The 24,363-nt window shown below is 67.6% G+C and carries 25 protein-coding genes and 1 pseudogene; 6 read left to right on the top strand and 20 right to left on the bottom strand.

Going from position 1 to position 24,363, the window contains the following annotated elements; translation table 11 throughout:
• Positions 1 to 66 precede the first annotated feature (66 nt).
• The 4 genes from C5O27_RS18840 to uraD all read right to left on the bottom strand — a co-directional run bounded on the left by C5O27_RS18840 (position 67) and on the right by uraD (position 3,004).
• Entirely contained in the window at positions 67 to 1,305 is a 1,239-nt protein-coding gene (locus C5O27_RS18840; RefSeq protein ID WP_127963379.1) for an HNH endonuclease, read from the bottom strand.
• Positions 1,306 to 1,520: 215 nt separating this feature from the next.
• On the bottom strand, positions 1,521 to 2,129 hold the full coding sequence (locus C5O27_RS18835; RefSeq protein WP_127963378.1) for a nucleoside/nucleotide kinase family protein: 609 nt from the start codon (positions 2,127 to 2,129) through the stop codon (positions 1,521 to 1,523).
• Positions 2,130 to 2,135: 6 nt separating this feature from the next.
• Positions 2,136 to 2,462, bottom strand: coding sequence for a hydroxyisourate hydrolase (gene uraH, locus C5O27_RS18830; RefSeq protein ID WP_127963377.1), 327 nt, complete (start codon positions 2,460 to 2,462; stop codon positions 2,136 to 2,138).
• Positions 2,459 to 3,004: a 2-oxo-4-hydroxy-4-carboxy-5-ureidoimidazoline decarboxylase gene (gene uraD, locus C5O27_RS18825; protein WP_127963376.1), complete on the bottom strand. Its 546-nt coding sequence runs from the start codon at positions 3,002 to 3,004 to the stop codon at positions 2,459 to 2,461. Before uraD ends, uraH begins: the two co-directional genes overlap by 4 nt.
• A gap of 72 nt (positions 3,005 to 3,076) precedes the next feature.
• Between uraD and C5O27_RS18820 the strand changes: the two genes are divergently transcribed.
• Together C5O27_RS18820 and C5O27_RS18815 are read left to right on the top strand one after the other, a co-directional pair.
• Complete coding sequence (locus tag C5O27_RS18820) at positions 3,077 to 3,649, top strand: nucleotidyltransferase family protein (RefSeq protein WP_127963375.1); 573 nt, start codon at positions 3,077 to 3,079, stop codon at positions 3,647 to 3,649.
• Between the two features lie 210 nt (positions 3,650 to 3,859).
• On the top strand, positions 3,860 to 4,582 hold the full coding sequence (locus C5O27_RS18815) for a hypothetical protein (protein ID WP_127963883.1): 723 nt from the start codon (positions 3,860 to 3,862) through the stop codon (positions 4,580 to 4,582).
• Position 4,583: 1 nt separating this feature from the next.
• Here C5O27_RS18815 and C5O27_RS18810 read toward each other — a convergent pair whose 3' ends face one another.
• From C5O27_RS18810 to C5O27_RS18800, 3 genes and pseudogenes are all read right to left on the bottom strand, one after another.
• On the bottom strand, positions 4,584 to 6,689 hold the full coding sequence (locus tag C5O27_RS18810) for a xanthine dehydrogenase family protein molybdopterin-binding subunit (RefSeq protein ID WP_127963374.1): 2,106 nt from the start codon (positions 6,687 to 6,689) through the stop codon (positions 4,584 to 4,586).
• Positions 6,686 to 7,699 (bottom strand): annotated as a pseudogene (locus tag C5O27_RS18805) (FAD binding domain-containing protein). The gene C5O27_RS18810 and the pseudogene C5O27_RS18805 overlap by 4 nt, the downstream one beginning before the upstream one ends.
• Positions 7,696 to 8,211 carry a 2Fe-2S iron-sulfur cluster-binding protein gene (locus C5O27_RS18800; protein ID WP_127963373.1) on the bottom strand — a complete coding sequence of 172 codons (516 nt, stop codon included), beginning with the start codon at positions 8,209 to 8,211 and terminating at the stop codon, positions 7,696 to 7,698. Before C5O27_RS18800 ends, C5O27_RS18805 begins: the two are co-directional and overlap by 4 nt.
• 74 nt (positions 8,212 to 8,285) lie before the next feature.
• On the opposite strand from C5O27_RS18800, the gene C5O27_RS18795 reads away from it, so the two are divergent.
• Entirely contained in the window at positions 8,286 to 9,608 is a 1,323-nt protein-coding gene (locus C5O27_RS18795) for an NAD(P)/FAD-dependent oxidoreductase (protein ID WP_127963372.1), read from the top strand.
• A 1-nt stretch (position 9,609) separates the two neighbouring features.
• On the opposite strand, the gene C5O27_RS18790 is transcribed toward C5O27_RS18795, so the two are convergent.
• From C5O27_RS18790 to C5O27_RS18780, 3 genes are all read right to left on the bottom strand, one after another.
• Positions 9,610 to 9,960, bottom strand: a complete 351-nt coding sequence (locus tag C5O27_RS18790; protein WP_208651394.1) for a VOC family protein — start codon at positions 9,958 to 9,960, stop codon at positions 9,610 to 9,612.
• Between the two features lie 40 nt (positions 9,961 to 10,000).
• Positions 10,001 to 10,438 (bottom strand): 5' nucleotidase, NT5C type, encoded by a 438-nt coding sequence (locus C5O27_RS18785; RefSeq protein ID WP_127963881.1) that lies wholly within the window; start codon positions 10,436 to 10,438, stop codon positions 10,001 to 10,003.
• A gap of 83 nt (positions 10,439 to 10,521) precedes the next feature.
• On the bottom strand, positions 10,522 to 11,439 hold the full coding sequence (locus C5O27_RS18780) for a TY-Chap domain-containing protein (protein WP_127963371.1): 918 nt from the start codon (positions 11,437 to 11,439) through the stop codon (positions 10,522 to 10,524).
• A gap of 349 nt (positions 11,440 to 11,788) precedes the next feature.
• Between C5O27_RS18780 and C5O27_RS18775 the strand changes: the two genes are divergently transcribed.
• On the top strand, positions 11,789 to 12,916 hold the full coding sequence (locus C5O27_RS18775; protein ID WP_127963370.1) for a nitronate monooxygenase: 1,128 nt from the start codon (positions 11,789 to 11,791) through the stop codon (positions 12,914 to 12,916).
• 109 nt (positions 12,917 to 13,025) lie between these two features.
• Here C5O27_RS18775 and C5O27_RS18770 read toward each other — a convergent pair whose 3' ends face one another.
• The 6 genes from C5O27_RS18770 to C5O27_RS18745 form a co-directional block, all read right to left on the bottom strand.
• Positions 13,026 to 13,388 carry a GNAT family N-acetyltransferase gene (locus C5O27_RS18770; protein ID WP_127963369.1) on the bottom strand — a complete coding sequence of 121 codons (363 nt, stop codon included), beginning with the start codon at positions 13,386 to 13,388 and terminating at the stop codon, positions 13,026 to 13,028.
• A gap of 364 nt (positions 13,389 to 13,752) precedes the next feature.
• The gene (locus C5O27_RS18765) at positions 13,753 to 15,534 is read right to left on the bottom strand and encodes an acetyl/propionyl/methylcrotonyl-CoA carboxylase subunit alpha (RefSeq protein ID WP_127963368.1); all 1,782 of its coding nucleotides are present in this window, start codon (positions 15,532 to 15,534) and stop codon (positions 13,753 to 13,755) included.
• 209 nt (positions 15,535 to 15,743) lie between these two features.
• On the bottom strand, positions 15,744 to 17,279 hold the full coding sequence (locus C5O27_RS18760; RefSeq protein ID WP_127963367.1) for a condensation domain-containing protein: 1,536 nt from the start codon (positions 17,277 to 17,279) through the stop codon (positions 15,744 to 15,746).
• Positions 17,276 to 17,725 (bottom strand): SufE family protein, encoded by a 450-nt coding sequence (locus C5O27_RS18755; RefSeq protein ID WP_006359251.1) that lies wholly within the window; start codon positions 17,723 to 17,725, stop codon positions 17,276 to 17,278. The genes C5O27_RS18760 and C5O27_RS18755 overlap by 4 nt, the downstream gene beginning before the upstream one ends.
• 13 nt (positions 17,726 to 17,738) lie before the next feature.
• The gene (locus C5O27_RS18750) at positions 17,739 to 18,635 is read right to left on the bottom strand and encodes a sulfurtransferase (RefSeq protein ID WP_127963366.1); all 897 of its coding nucleotides are present in this window, start codon (positions 18,633 to 18,635) and stop codon (positions 17,739 to 17,741) included.
• 191 nt (positions 18,636 to 18,826) lie between these two features.
• Positions 18,827 to 19,138, bottom strand: coding sequence for a hypothetical protein (locus C5O27_RS18745; RefSeq protein ID WP_042377591.1), 312 nt, complete (start codon positions 19,136 to 19,138; stop codon positions 18,827 to 18,829).
• Between C5O27_RS18745 and C5O27_RS18740 the strand changes: the two genes are divergently transcribed.
• Positions 19,137 to 19,862 carry a neutral zinc metallopeptidase gene (locus C5O27_RS18740; protein ID WP_006359254.1) on the top strand — a complete coding sequence of 242 codons (726 nt, stop codon included), beginning with the start codon at positions 19,137 to 19,139 and terminating at the stop codon, positions 19,860 to 19,862. The genes C5O27_RS18745 and C5O27_RS18740 overlap by 2 nt on opposite strands.
• Before the next feature lie 268 nt (positions 19,863 to 20,130).
• On the opposite strand, the gene C5O27_RS18735 is transcribed toward C5O27_RS18740, so the two are convergent.
• Genes C5O27_RS18735 through C5O27_RS18725 form a run of 3 tightly spaced genes read right to left on the bottom strand, consistent with a single transcriptional unit; the run spans position 20,131 to position 22,679 of the window.
• Entirely contained in the window at positions 20,131 to 20,826 is a 696-nt protein-coding gene (locus tag C5O27_RS18735; RefSeq protein ID WP_035750711.1) for a Maf family protein, read from the bottom strand.
• A gap of 3 nt (positions 20,827 to 20,829) precedes the next feature.
• Entirely contained in the window at positions 20,830 to 21,054 is a 225-nt protein-coding gene (locus C5O27_RS18730) for an acyl-CoA carboxylase subunit epsilon (protein ID WP_035750714.1), read from the bottom strand.
• Positions 21,051 to 22,679 (bottom strand): acyl-CoA carboxylase subunit beta, encoded by a 1,629-nt coding sequence (locus C5O27_RS18725; protein WP_005193701.1) that lies wholly within the window; start codon positions 22,677 to 22,679, stop codon positions 21,051 to 21,053. The genes C5O27_RS18730 and C5O27_RS18725 overlap by 4 nt, the downstream gene beginning before the upstream one ends.
• A gap of 220 nt (positions 22,680 to 22,899) precedes the next feature.
• Between C5O27_RS18725 and C5O27_RS18720 the strand changes: the two genes are divergently transcribed.
• Positions 22,900 to 23,691: a biotin--[acetyl-CoA-carboxylase] ligase gene (locus C5O27_RS18720; protein ID WP_006359258.1), complete on the top strand. Its 792-nt coding sequence runs from the start codon at positions 22,900 to 22,902 to the stop codon at positions 23,689 to 23,691.
• Positions 23,692 to 23,724: 33 nt separating this feature from the next.
• Here the strand turns inward: C5O27_RS18720 and C5O27_RS18715 are convergent, their stop codons facing one another.
• Entirely contained in the window at positions 23,725 to 24,345 is a 621-nt protein-coding gene (locus C5O27_RS18715; RefSeq protein WP_006359259.1) for a hypothetical protein, read from the bottom strand.
• Positions 24,346 to 24,363 lie beyond the last annotated feature (18 nt).

Genomic DNA, 24,363 nt, shown 5'->3' with positions numbered 1-24,363 from the left:
TGAGCGGCAGCGCTTTCACACTGTGGAGTTGTCAAAGAACGAGGCGGTTTCGCGGCTGGTGGTGTGTCAGGCGGCGTCGTCGAGTCGCATGGTGCGTCGGTTGTAGGCAGGTAGTGGCCGCCGTTGCGGGTCGATGTCGGCGGGCGGGATGAGCCAGGGGTGGCGGTCGAAGCCGATCATTATGTCCCACCCGTTGTGGTGGACCTGGGTGTGGCAGCGCTGGCACAGCAGGCAGCCGTTGTCGAGCTCGGTCTCACCGTCATCGCTCCAGTGCACGATGTGATGAACCTGGGTATGTGAGTGCGGCGCACCGCAACTGATGCAACATCTGTCCCGGATGATGATGGCTTTGCGGATGTGTGCCGGGAACAGGCGTCGTTCACGACCCATCTCCAGGGGCACGGTTTCGCCGTCGATGATGATCGCGGTGATGGTGCCGTCGCAGGAGAGTTTCTGCGCGGTGGCCTGGGTGACCGACCCGGTCCAAGGTAGGTAGGCGGGGTCACCACCGTCGGCGGGGATGGTCAAGAGGGTTTGGGTACGTGGAGCGCCGATGCTGTCCAGGGATGCGCCGTGGGCGGCTTGGTCGAGGAGTATTTCGAGGGCGTCGACGCGTCGTTGATCGACGGAGCGGCGGTCGTCGGCGCCGTCGGGTTCGGGGCGTGGTGTAGCACGTTCGTCGATCATGGCGATGAACTTCTCGCCCACGGCCTGTGTCACGTTGGCATGAATCTCGACGCGGCTGTCGTCGGTGGTGTGGTGCGACAACGTGTCCAGAGACTTGTCGTCGGACGCGGGGATGCCGTCATCGTCGTCGGCGATGGCATTGCCGATCGTCCGAGCGTGCTTCTGCATCTCGGCGGGTGTGGCACCGGACAGAGCCTGGGTGAGGAGTTCGGTTTCGTAGATCGTTCGATCGTGGTCGGAAAGTGCTGTGGGTGAGCGTTTCTGGATTGTGCTGAGTCCGCGCACGATGGCGTCGACGACTTCACCTGAGAGGCACCCGTCTGCGGCGCAGGCCTCGACCTTGTCCAGGTTGCCGATGTTCTCGGCGATACGGGCAGCGCGTGTGGCGACGGCGGGCGGGAAACCCATCTCGATCAACAGTCTCCCGGTGGTGGAACCATGTCGCTCCGCCACTGTGAGATCGTCGAGATTGGCTGTGTGCGAAGTGAGTAGATGGTCCGCCGCGTTGCGGATCAGTCGAATCATCTCGAGTTGGGCGAAAGTCTTTGCCCCGGTCGGGTCGTCGGCGGGTGGGGTGACCTCGATGAGTTGGTGGAGAATCTGGTCCAGCGGTGCCATGACTCCACTTTACGGGAACATACGTTCGATCTCTGTCACTTTTCGTGTGCACCAACGGTGCGAATCGTCATGATTTGCAAGATATTTCGTATGGCGAACAGTCGGCGGATTTGCTGACGCGGCACCATTTCCTTCTCGCTCGTGATGTCCCACCAGCGCGAGAGGCAGAAGCGAGCGGTAAGGAAACGGTTACGCAGGAACGGAATTCGTGAGCGTCAGTCGACGATCGTGTCCGCCCGCGCGCGGGTCGTGGCGATGAGTTCCGCATTGGGTTCGTCGACGGCCTCGATCCAGGCGCGCGCCTCGGCGTCGGTTTTACCGGCGGCGATGTGCCGTTTCCGGAGCCGCTCGCGGCGGACCTCCGCGTCGGCGTCGACGTAGACCAGGCGGTCGAGGAGGGGGCGTACGTGGCGCCACCCGGGTTGGTCGAGGCCGAGGTAGTTGCCCTCGACGACCACGAGCCGCGCGGTGGCGGGCACGATGAGCGACGCTGCGATCGGTTCGCCGGTGGTGTGGTCGAAGTCGGGGACGTACACGGTTTCGCCGCCGTGGGCGATGCGTGCGAGTGTGGCAACGAATCCCGCGGCGTCGAAGGTGTCGTGCGCGCCCTTGCGGTCGCGGCGGCCGAGTCGCTCGAGTACCGCGTTCGACAGGTGGAAGCCGTCCATCGGGACGTACCCGACCGCGTCGGCGCACAGCGTGGTGGAGAACTCATGGACGAGGGTCCGGGCCAGCGTTGTCTTTCCTGCTCCCGGCGGGCCGGTGATGCCGACCATCACGCGGTCGGCGGTCTCGAGGAGCGCGGCGACGTCGGGGACGGTCATCCGTGTTCAGCTACCGCGGTATGTCGAATACGCGAACGGGCTCAGCAGTACCGGGACGTGATAGTGGCGGTCGGCGTCATCGACCTCGAAGCAGATGTCGATCTCCGGGTAGAACGCCTTGATGCCGTTGTCGGCGAACCAGTTCCCGGTGTCGAAGACCAGGTGGTAGATGCCGGGGACAAGGGCCTCGGTGTTGACCTTGCCGATGCGTCCGTCCGAATCTGTGGTACCCGAAACCAATTCGGTGCCCGATGCGTCCTGCAGCAACACCTCCACGCCGACGGCGGGGGAGCCCGACGTCGCGTCGAGGACATGGGTGGACAGACCGGTCATGCGGAGGCTCCCTCGTCGGTGTCTGGTGTCATCAGCATACGGATCAGACGGCTCCGGTTGATCTTCGCCAGCTCTCCCCGCAGCACGCGGCGTTCGGCCGCGGGATCGTTGTCCATGCGTTCCTTGAGGATTCCGAGCAGCACATCGGCCGGCCGTCCGTTGGCGAAGACCAGGTAGACGTGGCCGAACTTGTCCTCGTACGACGCGTTGTACTTCTTCAGTTCCTCGATGACTGCCGCGTCTGCGCCGGACACCCCGGACTGTTCGCGGGCGGACGAGGCATTGTCCGGGCGGTCCCCGATCCGGGGATGCCCGGCGAGGGCCTGGTCGATATCGGTCTCGGTCAGCTCGACCAGGAGTTCGTCGGCGCGATCCAGCAGTTCTTGTGGATCGGCGAACGGCCGCTCCTCTGCGACGCGTCGTGCCCAGGTGGGCGAGCTGCAGCAGGCGAGGAGCCGCTCGACACATGCGTCGGCGGGCAGCACGTTGAAGCGGTCGAGCTGTCCTCGGTCGCCGGGGTCGAGGTCTTCGTCTGGGCGCACGCGTACAGCCTAGGAGGTCGGCGTCCGGACCGGCGGTCACCAGCGGCCCCGGGAATTGTGGAAGATGGAACAGTGACTGCGTCAGGTGAGGACAGCGAGATCGGTGAGGTTCTCGGTGTGGTGCTCGCCGCCGGTGCGGGTAGCCGGTACGGGATGCCCAAGATCCTTGCCCACGACGGCGTCTGGCTGAAGGCGTCGACGAACGCGTTGCGCGCCGGTGGTTGCGCGGACGTCGCGGTCGCGATGGGGGCCGCAATCGTCGCGCCACCCGTCGGCGTCACCGCGCTCGTTGTCGACGACTGGGCTGACGGCCTCGGCGCGTCGGTATCGGCGGCGCTCGGCTGGGCTTCTCGCCGGCCCGGGGTGGGTGGCGTGGTGCTCACCGTGGTCGACACGCCCGATGTCGGACCCGAGGTGGTGCGTCGCATCGTCGACGCGTCCGGAGGGCGGCGCGGGGATCTGGTCCGTGCGGTCTTCGACGGCCGGCGGGGGCATCCGGTGTACATCGGCGCCGATCATCTCGGTCCGGCAGTCGAGGTCATCCACGGGGATGTCGGTGCGCAGCGGTATCTGCGAGATCATGAGGTGACCTGCGTCGAATGTGGCGACCTGGCCACGGGCCGGGACATCGACACCAGGGAATGAGCCGCCGCCTCCGGCGTGCCCATTTCGAGACCTTCTCGTCGCCGTTCCGGTGCACGGGGATCCGGCTTCTGCTGATCGTCCGTGCATAGGGTGCAGAGAAGAGCCCGCGTCGGTACAGCCAGAGCCGACGCAAAACCGGGCCCGTCGAAGACCATCACCGGCGAAGAAGGTGATCACGTGGCGCGAGGACACCGCCGTCGAATCGTCGCGCTGGTCGCCGCGCTGGCCGCGGGCCTCGGACTGGCCGCGTGCGCGGGATCGCCGGACCAGGCCGCGTCCGAGCGGCCCGCCGCCCAGGATGCCCACCTTCCGCCCGGCTTCGACACCACTTTCCGCTGGTCGTCCACACCGGTGCTGGACCCGCAGTCCGATGAGGGGACCTTTGTCCGCGCTTACGTCGAGTCGTTCGAGATCGCCAACGCCGGGGCGTCGGTCGAGTGGGGATACCCGGGGTTCGCCGAGGCCTCGCCGTCGAACATCGATCAGATGGTGACCGCCTACCCGTCCGAGGTCTCCGCGGCCCGGCGCCAGGTCGGCACCGCGTTCTACACCGGGCTACGACGCGTAGACGACGTCGACTGGACGCGAATCGTGCTGTGCCGTCAGGGATATCGTTCGGTGGAGAGCGATGGGACGTGGGCGGTCGGGTACGACACGTCCCGCCCCGTCGAGATCGACATCCGGCGCATCGGCGACCGGCCGCCGGCGGCTCCACAGGGTGGTCAGCGCACGCCGGAGACAGACGTGTTCGGCGCCTGGTACACCTCGCGGTACGACTTCTCCGCCCTGTATCCCACCCCGACCGCCGACCAGAAGGCTTGCGCGGCAACGCGACAGGTGGGGATGCCGCACTGGCTTCCCGCCCAGGCCGACGAGCCGTGGCCGGTGTCGCCCGCGGTACCGGGCTGGTCGACCTATCCCGGAGTCGGCTGACTCACTGGTCCGGTAAACCCTCGAGCAGGTCGTCGAGGTGCACGGGCAGGTCCCGGACGCGCACGCCGGTTGCGTTGTACACCGCGTTGACGACGGCCGCCGCACTGCCGACGATGCCGATCTCGCCGGCGCCGCGCGATCCCATCGGCGTCGCGTGTTCGTCGGGATCGTCGAGCCAGACGGCGTCGACGTCGGCGATGTCGGCGTGCACGGGCACGTGGTATTCGGCGAGATCCTGGGTGACGACGTGCCCGAAGCGCGGATCGCGGACGCTCTCCTCGAGCAGTGCCATCGAGATGCCGAACGTCATCCCCCCGATGAGCTGGGACCGCACCGTGCGCGGATTGATGGCGCGCCCGATCGAGAACACCCCGAGCATGCGGGGGATGCGGATCTCGCCGGTGTCGACGTCGACGCGGACCTCGACGAAGTGGGCACCGAACGAGGCGATCCGGAATTTCTTCAGATCGGGGTTCTCGTCGGTCTTGGCGCTGACCTCGGCGCCGTCGGCCGGAGCGTCGCCGAACCGGGTGCGAAATCGTTGTGCCGCGGTGACGATCGCCGATCCCCACGACGATGTGCCCGACGACCCGCCCGCGACAGAGCCGCTCGGCAGGGCGCTGTCACCGATCTGCAGGTCGACTTGTTCCGGCTCGATCCCGAGCGCGTCGGCGGCGATGAGCGTCAGTGCCGTCCACGCTCCCGTGCCGATGTCGGTGGCCGCGATCCGCACCGCGTACCGGCCGTCCCGATAGGAGATGGAGGCCTCGTTGCCCGGGTTCACCATGTGCGGATACGTCGACGCCGCGACGCCGTAGCCGATGAGCTGTCGTCCGTCGCGGGTCGTGCCGGGCTCGGCGCGGCGACGGTCCCAGCCGAACCGTTCGGCGCCCTCGCGGAGACATCGGACGAGCTGCCGCGACGACCACGGTTTCCCGCTCTCCGGGTCGTCGGCGGGTTCGTTGCGGACGCGCTGTTCGATCGGGTCGAGTCCGACGGCGTGGGCGAGTTCGTCGATCGCGACCTCACCCGCGAACATCCCGGGCGCTTCGCCGGGGGCGCGGAACCAGAACGGCGGGGGGACGTCGAGGGGGACGACGTGGTGGTCGGTGCGCCGGTTGGGGGCGGTGTACATCATCCGCGACGAGACGGCCGCCTGCTCGGCGAACTCCTTCGCATGAGCGGAGTGCGCGTGTGCCTCGTGGATCAATGCGGTGATGTTGCCGTCGCCGTCCGCGGCGATGCGCAGCCGGGCACGCGTCGGCGCACGATGGCCGACGTAGGCGAACATGTGCTGGCGCGTCACCGCGAACTTCACGGCCCGGCCGGGCACCCGCATCGCGGCCATGGCGGCCAGCACGTCGTGCGAATGAGGGGAACCCTTGGACCCGAACCCGCCCCCGACATACGGCGCGATCACCCGCATCTGTGCGGGTTCGAGTCCAAGGACGGGCGCCAACGCGGAGACCACGCCCTGCGTCGACTGCGTCGAGTCGTACAGGGTGAGGAGCTTCTCGTCGGGCGCCCACGTCGCGACCACCGTGTGTGGTTCCATCGGGTTGTTGTGCTCTTCCGGCGTGGAGTACCACTCGTCGACCACCACCGAACCGGACGGAGGGTCGTCGAGGATCCGGTCGGGTTCGCCGCTCTCGGAGGTGGGTTCGAAGCCGCCGTTCACCTTCTCCGGCCGGTACCGATTGGGATGGTCGGCGCGGAACTCGGTGTCATGGGGTGCCTCGTCGTAGGACACGGTCACCGAAGCTGCTGCCTCCCGGGCGATTTCGGGAGATTCGGCGACCACAGCGCCGATGAGTTGACCGCGGTAGGCGACCTCCGGTGACTGCAGGATGGTGAGATCGCCGTCGGAGGTGTCGGCCAGACGGGGCGCGTTGTCGATGGTGAGGACCGTGACGACACCCTCGGTCGACTCGGCCACGGCGGTGTCCATCGAGGTCACCCGGCCACGGGCAACGGTCGCGGTGATCGGCCACAGGTACGTCGCGTCGGTGAGGTGTTCGTAGGCGTACGGGGCTGTGCCGCGGACCTTTTCGACGCCGTCGATCCGGGCGTGTCCGATGGGGGCGGGCGACGATCCGACGGCGGTCATCGGGCGGTCAGCTCCTCGAGAACGGCGGTCAGGGTGCGTCGGACGAGGGGGAGCTTGAACTCGTTTCCGTCCAGGGGGCGGGCATCGGCGAGTTCGGCGTCGGCGGCCTCGGTGAACAGTTCGCGCGATGGTGGCCGACCGCGGAGCACGGCTTCGGCGCGATCGGCGCGCCACGGCTTGTGCGCGACGCCGCCCAGGGCAATCCGCGCCTCGCCGATCGTGCCCCCGTCGGTCGTGTCCCCGCCCATGGTGATCTCGGCGCCGACCGAGACCAGGGCGAAGGCATACGACGCCCGGTCGCGGACCTTGCGGTACGTCGACACCGATCCGGGCGGCGGTACGGGGAGGTCGATCGCGACGATCACCTCGTGTGGGTCGAGAACCGTGTCGCGGTCGGGATGTTCGCCCGGGTGGCGGTGCAGCGCGCGCACGTCGAGATCGCGTTCGCCGTCCGGGCCCTGCACGACAATCCGTGCGTCCAGCGCGGTGAGCGCGACGGCCATGTCCGACGGGTGGGTGGCCACGCACGTGTCGGGGTCGTCGGCGTCCGGAGCTCCGAGGATGGCGTGATACCGCGTGTAGCCGCCGATCGCCGAGCATCCGCTACCGGGTGAGCGTTTGTTGCACGGCGTCGTGACGTCCTAGAAGTACACGCAGCGTGTCCGCTGCAGCAGATTCCCGGCGTTGGTCGCCAGGTTGCGCAGCTGTGGTGACGCGCCCGAGAGCAGGGCGCGCGCGAGGACCGGATAGCGGCGTCGAACCAGGGGATGGGCGGCGGTGTCGGAGTTGCGCGCGGTCGCGCCGAGACGCAGGGAGCCGTCGGGGTTCTCGCTGATCTGGTCCAGGGGTAGGCGCGAGATGTCCACGAGGGCAGGCGGGTTGGCGATGCCGAGCTTCATGTGGTCGACGAGGTTGGTGCCGCCGGCGAGCAGTTTCGCGCCGGGATGGTCGCGGAGGAAGTCGACGGCTCCGGCCACGTCGTCGGCGCGTTCGTAGGCGAAGGGGATCATCGTTCCGCCGCCTGCCGGATCGCCGCGACGATGTTGGGGTAGGCCGCGCAGCGACACAGATTGCCGCTCATCCGTTCCCGGATCTCGTCGTCGCCGAGAGCCTCGTCCGCCGCGTCGGGGTCGAGGTCATCGGTGGCGTGACTGGGGTGCCCGTTCTTCGCCTCGTCGAGCATGCCGACCGCCGAGCACACCTGGCCCGGTGTGCAGTATCCGCATTGGAAGGCGTCCTGGTCGATGAACGCCTGCTGGAGGGGATGGAGGTCGCCGGGTTCGGCGAGTCCTTCCGCAGTGACGATCTCGGAGCCCTCGTAGCTGACGGCGAACGAGAGGCAACTGATGACGCGCCGGCCGTCGACGAGGACCGTGCACGAGCCGCACTGGCCGTGGTCGCAACCCTTCTCGGGCGAGAAGATGCCAAGGCGATCGCGCAGACCGTCGAGGAGGGTGGTGCGGGTGTCGACCACGACGTCGTGTGCCACACCGTTGACCGAGAGAGAGACCCTGGCTTCCACACGGCGCGGATACCCGGCGACGTGAAGCCCAAACCAATCCCATGGCTCCGTATTCGTCTGGAACAATCGGCGGAATGGCCCCCTCGAGACCCAGAGTCGTCGTCATCGGAGCAGGATTCGCGGGCATGCATTGCGTTCGGCGGTTGCGGAACGCCGCGGTCGACGTGACGCTGGTCGATCGCAGCACCAGCCACGTCTTCCAGCCGCTGCTCTACCAATGCGCCACCGGGTTGCTGTCCGAAGGTGCGATCTCGAGTCCGATCAGGCACCTGACCCGGCGCCAGCGCAATCTCGACGTCGTCCTCGGGGAGGCCGCCGACATCGACGTCGAGACGCGCGAGGTCGTCGTCGACCGTCTCGATCGGTCGTCATTCCGACTGCCCTACGACTATCTCGTGGTGGGGACCGGGATGCGGACCGCGTACCGGGGCAACGACCAGTTCGCGAAATATGCACCGGGAATGAAGACCCTCGACGACGCGCTGACGATCCGCCGCAAGATCATGGCCGCCTTCGAGATGGCGGAGACGATCACCGACCCCGAGGAACAGCGCTCCTGGCTGACGTTCGCGGTCGCCGGCGGCGGGCCGACGGGAGTGGAACTCGCCGGTCAGATCCGCGAACTCGCCACCCGAGCGCTGGAACGCGAATACGACGCCATCGACCCCGCCCAGGCGCGGGTCCTGCTGTTGCACGGTGGGGATCGGGTGTTGCCGTCGTTCAACGTCCGACTGTCGGCCAGTGCCCAGCGAACCCTCGACGCCCTCGGCGTGGAGACGCACCTCGGCGTGCACGTGACCGATGTCGGCGACGACTACGTGGAGACCACCCGCAAGGCCGACAAACACAAAGATCGGTATCCGGCGCGAACGACGTTGTGGACCACCGGCGTCGAGGCCGTCCCGTTCGCCAACACCCTGGCGGCGGCACTCGGCGTCGAACAGGACCGGGTGGGCCGGATCCCGGTGGAGGCGGACCTCTCGGTCCCCGGACATCCCGAGGTGTTCGTCGCCGGCGACATGATGGCGTACAAGGACCTCGCCGGAGTCGCCGAGGTCGCCATGCAGGGTGGACACCACGTCGGCCGCGTGATCGCCGAAAGTGTAGAAGGACAGCAGGAACGGTCGCCGTTCAAGTACCGCGACCTCGGCACCGCCGCCTACATCGCGCGGCGTCGGGCCATCGTGCAGTCCGGTCGGTTTCAGATGTCGGGGTTCCCGGGCTGGGTCGCCTGGGGCGTCATCCACATCGCCTTCCTGGCCGGGATCCGCAACCGGCTGGGCACCGTGATGACCTGGGGTGCAACGCTGTTGACCGACTCACGCCGCGAACGGGCGATCATCTACGGCGACACCGAGACCGCGAGGACTCCGTACGCGCGCCGGGATCAGAAGTAGGTCAAGAAGGCTTGGCAGCAGCGGGACCGCCACCGACGCCGACCTCGTTGCCGTCCGGATCGTGAATCACCGTCTTGCGGACGCAGTTGTCGTAGGTCTCGGCAGATTCCGGTTCGACGCCCCGTTCGGCTGCGGCTCGGAGGAACTCGTCCAGGTTCTCGACGAACAGTGTCACGTGGCCGTGGCCCGCATCGTTCGGTTCTACGACCACGTAGACGTGGGCGTGGTCGGCCAGCGTCCAGACCCGTTCGGTGTCGTTGGGGTCGAAGGTCTCGACCTCGCCGAGCAGTTTGTCGAACCACGCCGCGGACCGGGGCAGATCGGTGACGGGGATTCCGGCGAACAGATCCATGAAAATTCTCGGCTCGGGTCGATACGCGCGAGACAGTCGGTTACGCGCGCTTGAGCATGTAGGCGACGACTTCGTCCCATGTCTCGAACCCGGGCTGGCCGAAGTGGATGTGGGTGCCTTTGAACTTCTTGACGCCCCGTTTTGTTCGGTCGTCAATGATGAAATCTCCGCGATTCAGGTTTTTGTGGTGCGAGAGGATGACCCGTTTGAATGCCGGCGATTCCTCGTCTCGGCCGAAATGCATTTTCACCCACAACAGCTTCTCGGTCCAGGCCATGGGGTTGTCCCACGGGGCAGTCGACAAGATGTACGTGTCGAAATGCTTTGCAAGCGTGCGATAGGCCTCGATCGCGCCGGGCATCGGGTCCATCAGTGAGAAAATGCCCGGAACGTTGTCGAGGCTCCCCTCGAAGTTGCTGCGCTCGGCATCGCTCAGCTTACGAATTCCGGACTTGAAATCGACAAGCGTGTTGTCCATGTCGACGTAGAGAATCTTCTTCTTGCCGGCCTTCTTCTTGTCGACCTTCTTGTGCTTCTTGCCTTTTGCTGCAGTGCTTTTGGTCATCTCTTGCCTTCCGTGGGTGGGTGGGACGTTACCGGCCAGTCGGCGATCTCGGAGCGTAGTTGCAGCGACGGCACGCGGTTGACGAGCTTCGGTCCGCGAGACCGCGGCGCCACCGGGCCGGGTTTGCGAACCGGCGGGAGTGCGGCGGGCAGATCGTGGTCGATGAAATCGAACCACTCGTAGACGGCTTGGAACAGGTCGCCCCGGAAAAAGGTGCGGGCATCGATCGAACGGACGGCGTAGAGATCGTTGCCGTGGCGGATCAGCTCGATGTCTGGGCGCTTCTCGGCGAGGTCGGTGAGCGCCGCGCCGTCGAACCGGCGGTGGGCGTTGTCGGCTACCTGCCCGACGATGTCGATTCGCGGCTCGTCGTGACTGATGCCGATCGACGACTCGACCTGGGTGGTCGGCAGAAGGATCGTGGCGTCGGACCGGATCGGCAGGCTTCCGCCCGCGTAGGTCTCCAACTCCTCCCGGACCAGGTTCAGAAGCCCCGTCGGACCGAGTTCGCCTGTCGAGAGGACCGGAGCCCAGTCCGGGCGAGGGCACCCGAGTTCGGCGAGGAACGACGGGTCGGGCACCGACCACAGCTCGCGGACCGTGCGCACGACCAGGTCGGCGATGGCTCCGCTGCGACCGGGCGTCTCGTGGCAGATGAAACGGCCGTCGCGGAGCCGCCGCCAGCCGAGGTGGGTGAGGAACTCCGCGTCGCCGGCACACGACGACGCGACGGTGCACCGCAGCCCGCGCGCATGGCTGATTCGAAGGGCGAACCAGCCGTCGTCGTAGAGCGCGCGCATCGGCGTGATGAACGAAGTGTCGTCGCGTTCCATCATCGAGAGGCGGGTGGCGAGGCGGGTCTGGAAGACCTGCCAGGAGTTCTCGACGGCTGTGTCGAAGTCGGTGTCGGACATGATAACCCCTTTCTCGAGCAGCGTCGGCCGCCGCGGTTGTCCGCGGGGGTGTCGTGCTCGGTGAGTGTGCCCCGAGTCGGGGCGGGAGGTGCCTCACCAGAACCGGGAGGATCACCTGACAACTGCAGAATAGGGCAGGGGTCCGACAGTTCTCGTCGGAGTCGTGTCATCCGGTCGACCTCAATCTCGACTCCCAGACCTCGATCGACGTCTGGGAGTCGGGTTGAGGTTCGCCGGTTGCTGGCCCTGCGTCCCGGGGCGAGTGTTCCGCGGAACGCTTGTCCGACGACGCGCAGCCTGGTATCCAGAGTAGAACACGTTCTAATTCTGACACTGGCGAGGAGTCTGTATGCACACCCCGATCTGCGATGAACTCGGTATCGAGTTCCCGATCTTCGCGTTCACCCACTGTCGTGACGTCGTGGTCGCGGTCAGCAAGGCGGGCGGCTACGGAGTGCTCGGCGCGGTGGGCTTCACGCCGGAGCAGCTCGAGATCGAGCTGAACTGGATCGACGAACACATCGGCGATCACCCGTACGGCGTCGACATCGTCATCCCGAACAAGTACGAGGGCATGGACTCGAACATGTCGGGCGAGGAGCTGACCAAGCTGCTGCAGTCGATGGTGCCGAACGAGACCCTGGAGTTCGGCCGCAAGCTGCTCCTCGACCACGGCGTGCCGCTCGCCGACGGCGACGACAACTCGCTGCAGCTGCTCGGCTGGACCGAGGCGACCGCGACGCCGCAGGTCGAGATCGCGCTGCAGCATCCGAAGGTCACGCTGATCGCCAACGCGCTCGGCACGCCGCCGAAGGACATGATCGAGAAGATCCAGGCCGCGGGACGCAAGGTCGCGGCGCTGTGCGGATCGCCGAAGCAGGCGCGCAAGCATGCCGACGCCGGTGTCGACATCATCATTGCCCAGGGCGGCGAGGGTGGCGGCCACTGCGGTGAGGTCGGCTCGATCGTGCTGTGGCCCCAGGTCGTCAAAGAGGTTGCCCCCGTGCCGGTTCTGGCCGCCGGCGGCATCGGTAGCGGTGAGCAGATCGCGGCTGCACTGGCGCTCGGCGCGCAGGGTGCGTGGAGTGGCTCGCAGTGGCTGATGGTCGAGGAGGCGGAGAACACCCCCGTTCAGCAGCAGACCTACATCGACGCGTCGAGCCGTGACACGGTGCGCAGCCGCTCGTTCACCGGCAAGCCGTGCCGCATGCTGAAAAACGACTGGACCGAGGCGTGGGAAAACCCCGAGAACCCCGATCCGCTGGGAATGCCGTTGCAGTACATGGTCTCCGGTATGGCGGTCGCCGCAACGCACAAGCATCCCGACGAGAGCATCGACGTCGCGTTCAACCCCGTCGGCCAGGTCGTCGGGCAGTTCAAGAAGGTCGAGAAGACCTCGGCGGTCATCGAACGCTGGGTGACCGAGTACATCGAGGCGACCGGCAATCTCGACGCGTTCGCCAACGCGACGACGTAACCGACACAGCACAACTCACGAGCGCGGGGAACGGCGAGCAATCGCGGTTCCCCGCGCTCGTTTCGTGTGGTGTGTGAACCGGGTCGCGTGCTCGTGGCCGAGGAGACCCTCAGCCGATCGTGCGTGAAAAGGGTTCGGCCACAGTGAGACCCAACGCCCCCTCGGTAAAGCGTGACACTGGACCGATGGCTGCGTCGAGCGCCTCGTCGTAGCCCTCGCGGGCCTGACCCCATAGCTGCCCGCTGCTGCTGTCGGGCGTCACCCCGATCAGAGCGATGAGCTCACCGGTGGTGGGGATGCATATGGCCCACACGAATCGGGTCTCGGATTCCCAGTCGTCGTTGGCTTTCGCCACGTACTCGCCGGGGTCGTCGACCCCGAGAAGAGACAACGTCGGGACGTCGGTGATCCGGTCGTCCGCACGAAGCGAACGCAGATACCAAGTCCCGGCGTTGATCTCGACTGGTTGCACGACGTTCCTTCGATCAAGGAGCGAGCCACGAAGGCGGGGAGGTCATCTCACCGGGCCTTCGTGGCTCGTCGCTATCGCTCCTCGCACCTCAGGCAGCGGGGGTGGTTCCTCGCACCTGAAGGCAGCGGGGGTGGTTCCTCGCTCCTGAAGACAGCGGGGGTGGTTCCTCGCTCCTGAAGGCGGCGGGGGTGGTTCCTCGCTCCTGAAGGCGGCGGGGGTGGTTCCTCGCTCCTGAAGGCGGCGGGGGTGGTTCCTCGCTCCTGAAGGCGGCGGGGGTGGTTCCTCGCTCCTGAAGGCGGCGGGGGTGGTTCCTCGCTCCTGAAGGCGGCGGGGGTGGTTCCTCGCTCCTGAAGGCGGCGGGGGGTTACTTCAGCTCGAGCAGCACGGTGCCCTGGGTGACCGCGGCGCCGGCCTCGACGGACAGGCCGGTGACCACGCCGTCCTTGTGGGCGGTGACCGGGTTCTCCATCTTCATGGCCTCGAGGACCACGATCAGATCGCCGGCGGCGACCTCCTGGCCCTCTTCCACGGCGACCTTGACGACAGTGCCCTGCATCGGTGCGGCCACGGCGTCACCGGAAGCGGCAGCGCCGCCGCCCTTCTTGCGCGAGCGGGCCTTAGGCTTCTTGCGGACGACACCATTGGCCGAGCCGCCGCCACCGAGGGCGAGATCGCCCGGCAGCGAGACCTCGACGCGTCGTCCGCCGACCTCGACCACGACCTTCTGGCGCGGTGCGGCGTCGTCTTCCTCGATCGGCTGTCCACCGGTGTACGGCTCGATCGGGTTCTCCCAATCGGTTTCGATCCACTTGGTGTAGACGTCGAACTTCTCGCCGTCGCCGATGAACGCCGGATTGGAGACGATGTGGCGGTGGAACGGGATGACCGTGGCCAGGCCCTCGACCTGGAACTCGGCCAGTGCGCGACGCGAACGCTCGAGCGCCTGCTCGCGGGTCTCGCCGGTGACGATCAGCTTGGCCAGCATCGAGTCGAACTGGCCGCCGATGACGTCGCCCTCGACGACGCCGGAGTCGACGCGCACGCCGGGGCCGGTCGGCTCCTTGTAGACGGTGACGGGGCCGGGGGCCGGCAGGAAGTTGCGGCCGGCGTCCTCACCGTTGATGCGGAACTCGAAGGCGTGGCCGCGCGGGGCCGGGTCCTCGGTGAACTCGAGCTTCTCGCCGTTGGCGATGCGGAACTGCTGACGCACGAGGTCGATGCCGGCGGTCTCCTCGGTGACCGGGTGCTCCACCTGCAGGCGGGTGTTGACCTCGAGGAACGAGACCAGGCCGTCGTTGCCGACCAGGAATTCGACGGTGCCCGCGCCGTAGTAGCCGGCCTCGCGGCAGATGGCCTTGGCGGACTCGTGGATCTTGGTGCGCTGCTCGGCGGTCAGGAACGGCGCCGGGGCCTCCTCGACGAGCTTCTGGAAACGACGCTGCAGCGAGCAGTCGCGGGTGCCGGCGACGATGACGTTGCCGTGCTGGTCGGCGATGACCTGGGCCTCGACGTGGCGGGCCTTGTCCAGGTAGCGCTCCACGAAGCACTCACCGCGACCGAACGCGGCGATGGCCTCACGGGTCGCCGACTCGAACAGGTGCGGGATCTCTTCGATGGTGTAGGCGACCTTCATGCCGCGGCCACCGCCGCCGAAGGCGGCCTTGATGGCGACGGGCACACCGTGCTCCTTGGCGAAGGCGACGACCTCGTCGGCGTCCTTGACCGGGTCCTTGGTGCCGGGGGCCATCGGGGCGTCGGCCTTGAGGGCGATGTGGCGGGCGGTGACCTTGTCACCGAGGTCGCGGATCGACTGGGGTGACGGTCCGATCCAGATCAGCCCGGCGTCGATGACGGCCTGGGCGAAGTCGGCGTTCTCGGACAGGAAGCCGTAACCGGGGTGGATCGCGTCGGCGCCCGACTTGGCGGCGGCGTCGAGGATCTTGTCGAAAACCAGGTACGACTCGGCCGAGGTCTGGCCGCCCAGTGCGAAAGCCTCGTCGGCGAGCTTGACGAACAGTGCGTCCGCGTCGGGCTCGGCGTACACGGCGACGCTCGCGAGGCCCGCATCCCGGGCTGCGCGGATCACACGGACAGCGATCTCGCCTCGATTGGCGATGAGGACCTTGCTGATTGCGGTACTGGGCACTTGTTCTCCTGGGCCTTACTCGTACTCAGGTGCTCACGACGCGCGGTGGCGCGTGCGACACGGTTGTCGGACAACGGTCAAGACGGGGGTGCAGCCTTCGCCGGCCGGGATGCGGACGGTGAGGGCGCGGACGACGCCGGGAGTCCGGGCGTCGCGACCTTCCGGCAAATACAGTAGCCCACCGAGCAATCGTTCGGTGGAGCCGTGGGTCACAACGCCGGAGAGAACGTGCTCGCGTCACCGAGGTGACGCACCAGTAAGGCGAAACTGCGCAGGTAGGCGTGGACGGGACCGACGGTCGGATCGATGTCGGTCGCCTGGGAATCACGAGGGAAAGGTGACGCACCAGGCAGCGGCGCTCCGGTTGCGGGCATGTCGGTCGACGACTCGTCGACGCCGAAGTCGCGGAGCGGGGATTCTCGCGGAAACCTGGCCGAATAGCGCAAACCGGACGGCGTCCGGTTGATCCAGATGTAGACCTCGTGCGGTGAGTAGCTGTGACTGCGGATCACTTTCGCGCGGCCGGCATCGGCCGCTCCGGCGCCGGGTGCGTACCGGGTGTCGATGAACGAGATCACGAACCGCGGCTCCCCCCGATGGCCGATGAGCTCGGCCACCCTCAGGAACGGCAGCGCGGCGCCCTGACGGCCCCGCTTCAGGACGGCGGTGGATCGGCTGACCGCCTGGTCGAAGGTCGGGGAGTCGGACATGTCCACCCAGAACGGCGCGACGCCGACGAACCACCCCAGGGCGGTGAGCCACTGGGTGTCGTTGCGGGTGTGCCGGGGCAGCACGCAACGGAAGTCCGCGTCGCCGGTCATCTCGTGGTGGACCATCGCGAACGCGGCGAGGATGCCCGCGGTCAGGGTGCCGCCGGCCTCCGAGCAGATCGCGGTGAAGCGGTTGGCCGTCTCGTCGTCGGCGATGACACCCCACAGCGATTCCTGCGGGATCGTCGTCTCTTCGACGTACTGCCGATCGGCGTCCTCGGCGTCACCGCCGTGCGACCGCAGCAGCGCGGGCATGTCGCCGGCGCCCGTGCGCAGGAACTCCGTCCACAGGGCGACCGCCGGATGGTCGCCGCCGGTCTGGTCGGACAGGCGTCGTTCCTCGGCGCTGAAGTCGACGTAGCTGCCGACCTCGGGCAGGTTGGCACTCCGGTGCTCCCTCGCGGCGCGGTACAGCGAGACGAGCTCCTGCTGGGCCATGATCAGCGAATAACCGTCGACGAGCGAATGGTCCGCGGCGAACAGCAGGGTGAACGAATCGGCCCGTCCCACCGTCGCGAACAGGTAGGCGGGCCAGTGCAGCGGCGCGGTGGCGCGGTCGAAGGAGCCGCCGAGCTGCTCGACGAGCGGCCCCGACTCACGGAACCAGCCGATCCGGCCCATCTTGAGTTTCACGGTGCCCGGGTCGGTGGTGAGCCGCTGCAGACCGGTGCCCTTGATGACCACGTGGCTGCGCAGCACCTCATGGCGGTCTATCCACTGGGTCAGCACCGAGCGGATCGCCGGGATCGACAACGGCTCGTCGAACTCGATCGACAGTCCCAGCCACGCCTCCCGCCCGCCCTCCCGCTGCGTCTGCACGCGGTACTCGAAGGCAGCACGCAGGTGCTGCTCGTGGTTGTGCGAGGTCAGGCGGGAGTCGTGGTTCCACGCGCCCAATCCGCCGGGGACATAGGGAGTCCACTCGACGAGCCCTCCCGGGGCGATGGGCTCATCGCGGATCTGGATGAACTTCATGCCCCGGGTGTGTCGGACCCGGAATCGGAAGTCTGATTGCGAACCTGCGCCTTGATCCGGCCGAGCATGCCCGCCATACCCCGGAGGCGGAGCATGCTGACCACGCTGCCCAGACCGAGGTCGTAGTAGAAGTCCGACGGGACGTCGAGGATCTCCTGTGCCGAGGCGGTGTCGAGTCCTTGGTGCAGGATCGCCGCGAAGCCGCGTGTGGTCGGTGCCTCGCGCGGTGCGGTGAAGTACAGGCGCACCGATCCCGGATCGTCGGCGTCGACGGACAGGAACACCGGCGACTGGCACTCGGGTACCGGTTCCATCGCCTCCTGCTGTAGATGCTCAGGGAGGTCGGGGAGTTCGTCGGCGAACTCCAGGAGCAAGGTGATCTTGTCCGAATCACCAAGCGCGGCAAAGTCGTCGACGATCTCTGCCAGGGCTGGGGGCAAACTCATCGTCGATCAGGGCTCACTTGGAGCCGGGTGCGGCACCCGGGGTGTCGCCGACCGCGATGGGTACGCGAACCGCGTTGCCCCACTCGGTCCACGATCCGTCGTAGTTGCGAACCTTGGTGTACCCCAACAGATGCGTGAGGACGAACCAGGTGTGGCTGGACCGCTCGCCGATGCGGCAGTAGGCGATGGTCGGGGTGTCCTTGTCGCGGTCGCCGTAGATCTCGTCGAGCTCGGCGCGGGAACGGAACCGGCCGTCCGGAGCCGCCGCCTTGGCCCACGGGATCGACACCGCGGTGGGGATGTGACCGCCACGCAGCGCGCCCTCTTCGGGGTAGTCGGGCATGTGGGTGCGTTCGCCGGTGTACTCCTGCGGCGAGCGGACGTCGACGAGCGGCTCGGTGCCGAGCACCTCGAGAACCTGCGGGGCGAAGGCGCGGATCTTGGTGTCGTCACGCTCGACGACGGGGTAGTCCGACCGCGGGTACTCGGGGACGTCGAAGGAGGTGTCGCGGTCCTCGGCCATCCACGCGTCGCGGCCGCCGTCGAGCAGACGCACGTCCTCGTGACCGAACAGCGTGAACACCCAGAGAGCGTAAGCCGCCCACCAGTTGGACTTGTCGCCGTAGATGACGATGGTGTCGTCGCGCTCGATTCCCTTGCTGCGCATCAATTCTGCGAACTGCTCGCCGTTGATGTAGTCGCGGGTGACCGGGTCGTTGAGGTGCAGGTGCCAGTCGATCTTCTGCGCGGTGGGGATGTGGCCGATGTCGTAGAGCAACACGTCCTCATCGGATTCGATGATCTTGAGGCCCTTGGAGCCGAGATGAGCCGACAGCCACTGAGTGGTCACCAACCGCTCGGGGTGGGCGTACTCGGCGAAGGCCGGATTCGGGTCGGTTTCAACACTCACGGTCTGTTCTCCAGCTTGGTGCGTTCGGGCGTCTCGACATTCATCGCGCGGACCGTGACCGGTCCCGGAGATAAAGGGTAGGGCATCGCTCCGCGGGACTGCCCGGTGGCAGATCGGCTGCGGTCTGCGGCGGCCGTCCGGGCAGTGCTTCGGTCGGATGACAAACCGCAGGTCAATGGGGTGGTTGCCTGCTAAGTTCGCCCAATGATCGAACGACGTGGGGCTCGCGTGGAGCGCCGGAGTGTCTCGCGACTGGCGCGGTGGGGCGTCCCGTTGGCGGTGGCGGTGCTCGCCGCGACGAGCGGATGTTCGCTCATCTCCTCCGACGACTCGTCGAGTCCGGCGCCGTCGTCGTCGGCGTCGACCTCCTCCTCACCGGGGTCGCCGACCCCGAGTTCGCCGTCGCGGTCGAGGATCCCGTCGTCGACGCCGAGCAACGCCGACCCCACTCGCTGCAGTCCGGACGACTGCCCTGAGCTGGCGACGCCGTCGGCGGAACTCATGACCAGCGGGGTGAACTCGTCCAACGTCGACACCGCGGTACCGAAGTACCTCACCACGCTGCTCGACGACCTCGATGCGACCTGGGGCGGATGGTTCGGCGAACTCGGCTGGGGTGACCCCGCACCGGGACGGGTGCTGATCGAGTCGGGCACCTCGTTCGCCACCGAGTGCATCGACGAGGACGGGGCGTCGAACCGGATCCCGTCCGACGAGGCCAACGCCTTCTTCTGCGGTGTGGACGAGGAACCCAACGGGCAGGGGCAGGAGACCGAGGGCAGCATCGTGCTGCCGGTCGACACCTTCGCCGCCATCTGGGACGGGAACGTCTTCGGGGTGCCGTCGCCGATCGTCGGCGACTTCACCGCGGCCATCGTCGTCGCCCACGAGTACGGGCACAACGTCGTCTTCCGGATGGCCGAGGCCTTCGACATCCCGGAACGACGCCTGCCGCAGGGCAAGAACAGCGAGCTGTTCGCCGACTGCCTGGCCGCGAACTGGGCTGCCACCGCCTACCAGCGTGACGGGTTGGGACCCAAGGAGATCCTGCAGGTCGCGACGCTTCTTCCGATCATCGGTGACACCGGCGGCGCGATGGGCCACGGATCGGCGGTCGAACGGGCGCGGGCGCTGACCATCGGACTCACCGGCCCGCAGTTCAATCGGCAGGGGCAGCCGGTGGACTGCCTCCAGCGGTACTGGCCGGAGTTCTTCGAGGTGAGCTGACCCTTCGAGGCTCGGGCGGAATGAGATCGCATGCGACATCGGCCCGGCTGTTCGACCTCGGCCGACGTCGTTCCCACAGGTTGAGGTCGCGCGCGACGTCAACCTGGGCCGCCGTGCAGCGGGCCTCGGGGGATTGCACACGGCGGGGCGTAAATCTCGTCCCCCTCAGGGGCTTACGGGGGCAATGTGCCCTCCGAGGGTGCTCACGGGGACGAATTTCGCGAGCACGCCGGGCGGTACCGGCCGGGGTTCTTCGAGGTCGATCAGCTCAGTGCAGCCAGAAGTCGGTGACCGACAGCCCGACCTCGGTCAGCAGGCGTTGCACCAGCGGTAGGCCGATCCCGATCACCGACGACGGGTCGCCGTCGATGCGCTCGACGAGCCAGCCGCCGAGCCCGTCGAGGGTGAACGCACCCGCGACCTGCAACGGTTCGCCGCTGTCCACGTAGCGCGCGATCACGTCGTCGTGGGCGTCGGTGAAATGGATTGTGGTGGAGGAGGTCCCGGTCGCGGTGGCGGACCCGGTGGTGGGGTTCAGCCGGATGAGGTGATGGCCGGTGAGTAGGTCGGCGCTGCGTCCGCGCATCTCGGCCCACTGGGCCAGCGCACGTTCGGGGGTGTGCGGTTTGCCGAGGAGCCGGTCACCGAGAAGGAGCATCGAGTCACAGCCGATGACCACGACCGTCTCGCCGTTCTGGGCCGCACCGGCGATCTCCGGGAGCGAGGCGACGGCCTCGGCCTTCGCCCGCGCCAAGGCGGCGACCACGGCATCGGCGGGGGTGCCGGGCGGCAACTGGGCAAGCACCGCGTCCTCGTCGACGTCCGAGACACGGACCACCGGTTCGACGCCCGCGGCGCGCAGCACCCGGAGGCGGGCCGGGGACGCCGACCCGAGCACGAAGACCGGGCCGGCGGTGGCCGGCCCGGTCTCGTGTGTACTCGACCCGATCAGGGAATCAGGCACGTGTCAGTAGCGCAGGTTGGTGAAGCTCGACGGTGCGCCCCACTGCGGACGCAGACGATCGACGGGGCGACCCCAGTCGTTGCGGATCTCCGGTTCCGGCTCGCCACCGCCGGCACCCGCGCCGGCCAGGACGCTCACCAGCACGGCGAGGTCCTCGGCGGTCGGATTGCCGTTGACGACGGTCAGGAACGGCTTCTCGGTGCTCTCGTTCACGGCGCTCTCACTCACAGCGGGATGTTTCCGTGCTTCTTCGGCGGCAGGTTGACCATCTTGCGCTCGAGCAGCTTGAGCGCGGTCGCGATCTGGCCGCGGGTGTGGCTCGGCGGGATGACCGCGTCGACGTAACCGCGGGCCGCGGCGACGTACGGGTTGACGAGGGTGTCCTCGTACTCCTGCTGCAGCTCGAGGCGCAGTGCGTCGACGTCCTCGCCCTTCGCGGCAGCGTCCTTGAGCTGGTTGCGGTAGACGAAGCCGACGGCGCCGGAGGCACCCATGACGGCGATCTGTGCGGTCGGCCACGCGAGATTCACGTCGGCGCCCATGTGCTTGGAGCCCATGACGTCGTACGCGCCGCCGTAGGCCTTACGGGTGATGACCGTGATCTTGCCGACCGTCGCCTCGCCGTACGCGTAGAGCAGCTTGGCGCCGCGTCGGATGATGCCGCGGTACTCCTGGTCGGTGCCGGGCAGGAAGCCGGGGACGTCGACCAGGGTGACGATCGGGATGTTGAAGGCGTCGCAGGTGCGCACGAAGCGGGCGGCCTTCTCCGAGGCGTCGATGTCGAGGCAGCCGGCGAACTGGGTCGGCTGGTTGGCGACGATGCCCACGCTGCGGCCGTCGACGCGGCCGTAGCCGACGATGATGTTCTTCGCGTAATCGGCCTGGATCTCGAGGAACTCGTCGTCGTCGAGGATGCGACGGATGACCTCGTGCATGTCATACGGCTGGTTCGGCGAGTCCGGGATGAGCGTGTCGAGTTCGAGGTCCTCGTCGTTCAGAGTGTCCTCGATCGACCCGGCGGCTGGCTGCGCGACCGGCAGGCGAGGTGCGTCGGCGCGGTTGTTGCTCGGCAGGTAGCTCAGGAGCTCCTTGACGTACTCGAGCGCGTCCTCCTCGTCCGAGGCGACGTAGTGTGCGGTGCCCGACTTCGCCATGTGGGTGGTCGCACCGCCGAGTTCTTCCTGCGTGACCTCTTCACCGGTGACGGTCTTGATCACGTCCGGGCCGGTGATGAACATCTGGCTGGTCTTGTCGACCATGACCACGAAGTCGGTCAGCGCGGGCGAGTACACGTGGCCGCCGGCGGCGGCACCCATGATCAGCGAGATCTGGGGGATGACACCCGAGGCGCGGACGTTGCGGTGGAAGATCTCGCCGTACAGACCGAGCGAGACCACGCCCTCCTGGATACGGGCACCGGCGCCGTCGTTGATGCCGATCAGCGGGCGGCCGGTCTTGATGGCCAGATCCATGACCTTGACGATCTTCTCGCCGTAGACCTCACCGAGGCTGCCGCCGAAGACGGTGGCGTCCTGCGAGAAGATGCAGACCTCGCGGCCGTCGATCGTGCCGTAGCCGGTGACCACACCGTCTCCGACCGGTCGACGTTCGGCGAGACCGAAGTTGGTGCTGCGGTGCTTGGCCAACGCGTCGAGTTCGACGAACGAACCCTCGTCGAGCAGATGGGTGATCCGCTCGCGGGCGGTCAGCTTGCCCTTCGCATGGGTCTTCTCGACGGCGGCCTCGCCCACGGGGTGCTTCGCCTCTTCGAGGCGATTGCGCAGATCGGCGAGCTTCCCCGCTGTCGTGTGGATGTCGGGAGCGGCGGAATCGTCGCGTGAAGCTGTGGTCATGACTGTCGATGCTAACTACCCGGGTGTGAGCCACGTCAACCGGATCAACGTGAGATATCCCTCAGGTTCCCGAGCGATCGGTCGGTGGGGATCGGCCTGCACGGTTGCACGTGACCATCGGCCCGCGTGTCCAGCGCGATTCGTCTCACCCGGCTGCGGCACGGAGGGGCGCACATCGGCGGTCATCACCACGCCGAACACCCCAGTAGGTTCTTCAGGCATGACCCTCGACGCCGAGCTGCTCCGGACTCGACTCGCCGACACGCGCTGGCACCGGATCGAGGTGGTCGACGCGACGGGGTCGACCAACGCCGATCTCGTGACACGCGCGGCCACCGAATCCATCGACGGAACGGTGCGCCTGACCACCGACCAGACCGCGGGCCGCGGACGTCACGCTCGGACGTGGACCGCACCGCGCGGGACCCAGCTGGCGATGTCGGCGGCGGTCGAGGTCGGTGAGCACACCGAACACCTCGGCTGGCTGTCGCTCCTGGCCGGGCTCGCCGCCGTTCAGGGCATCGGCGAGGCGGTGGACGTGCGGCCGACCCTCAAGTGGCCCAACGACGTCCTGATCGACGGGCGCAAGACCGCCGGAATCCTGTCGGAGTACACGCGTTCGCCCCACACCCGCGGCGGGGACGGGGGAGTGGCGGTCATCGGCACCGGCCTCAACACGACGATGACGCAGGACCAACTGCCGGTCCCGACCGCGACGTCGTTGCAGCTGGTGACCGGCAAGGACATACCGCTCACCGAGCTCGCGGCGTCGTACCTGCGGGCGTTGTCGGAGCTCCTCGACCTCTGGCCGCACGACGTCGACGGACTCGCGGCGCGGTATCGGGAGGACAGCGACACCATCGGGCGCCGAGTACGTCTGGTGCTGCCCGGCGACGAGGAGGTCGTCGGCACCGCGACCGGCGTCGACGCATCCGGGCGGATCGTCGTCGACGCCGACGGGCGGCAGGTGATCGCGGCCGCCGGCGACGTCACGCACCTGCGGCCGGTCTGACTTCGACGGGGCTCAGCCGGCGACAGGCGGGACCTAGCGTTGCAGGCTCTTGATGCCCATCGCGGGGATGATCGTCAGCGGTGGCAGGCCGATGACGAAGTGCAGGATCGCGGTCTCGATGCCGACCGAGGTCTGCTGATAGGTGAGGATCGGGATCAGCACCGCGGCGACCAGCAGCAGGCCGACGATCCACCGGTAGAACTGGTTGGGCGCCGGCGTGATCAGCTGCAGCACGTACCAGAGGGCGCCCGCGGCGAGTGCGCACAGGAATCCCACGACGCCGAACCAGATCTCGCTGGCCGCCACCGGATTCCACACCCCGAGCTTGCCGGACTCGTTCACCTTCTCGACGAAGGCCGAGATGATCCACGCGACCAGCCAGGCCGCCAGGCCGGTGACCACACCGGTCATCACCACCCCGCCGGCGAAGGTCACCGGGTTGACGTCGGGTCCGCGTCGCGGCGCCCGGTCCGGCCGCGGCTGCTCGGCGTACCCGCCGCCGTACGGCTCGGCGGGGTACTGGTCGCGATACGGTTCCTCGTAGGGCGCGCCCTGCTGGCTGTAGGCACGCGAATCGGGGTTGTAGCCGGACTCGTAGCGGGCGGTCCGGGGATCGGGATCGCGGTGCGGGCCCCGCGGGTCCTGGTAGGTCATCACATTCTCCTCGCCGAC

This window comes from Gordonia alkanivorans (assembly GCF_004011905.1).
Classification (GTDB): domain Bacteria; phylum Actinomycetota; class Actinomycetes; order Mycobacteriales; family Mycobacteriaceae; genus Gordonia; species Gordonia alkanivorans.
The sequence above is the reverse complement of the archived record's forward strand: the minus strand, read 5'-3'. Positions and strand labels throughout refer to the sequence as shown.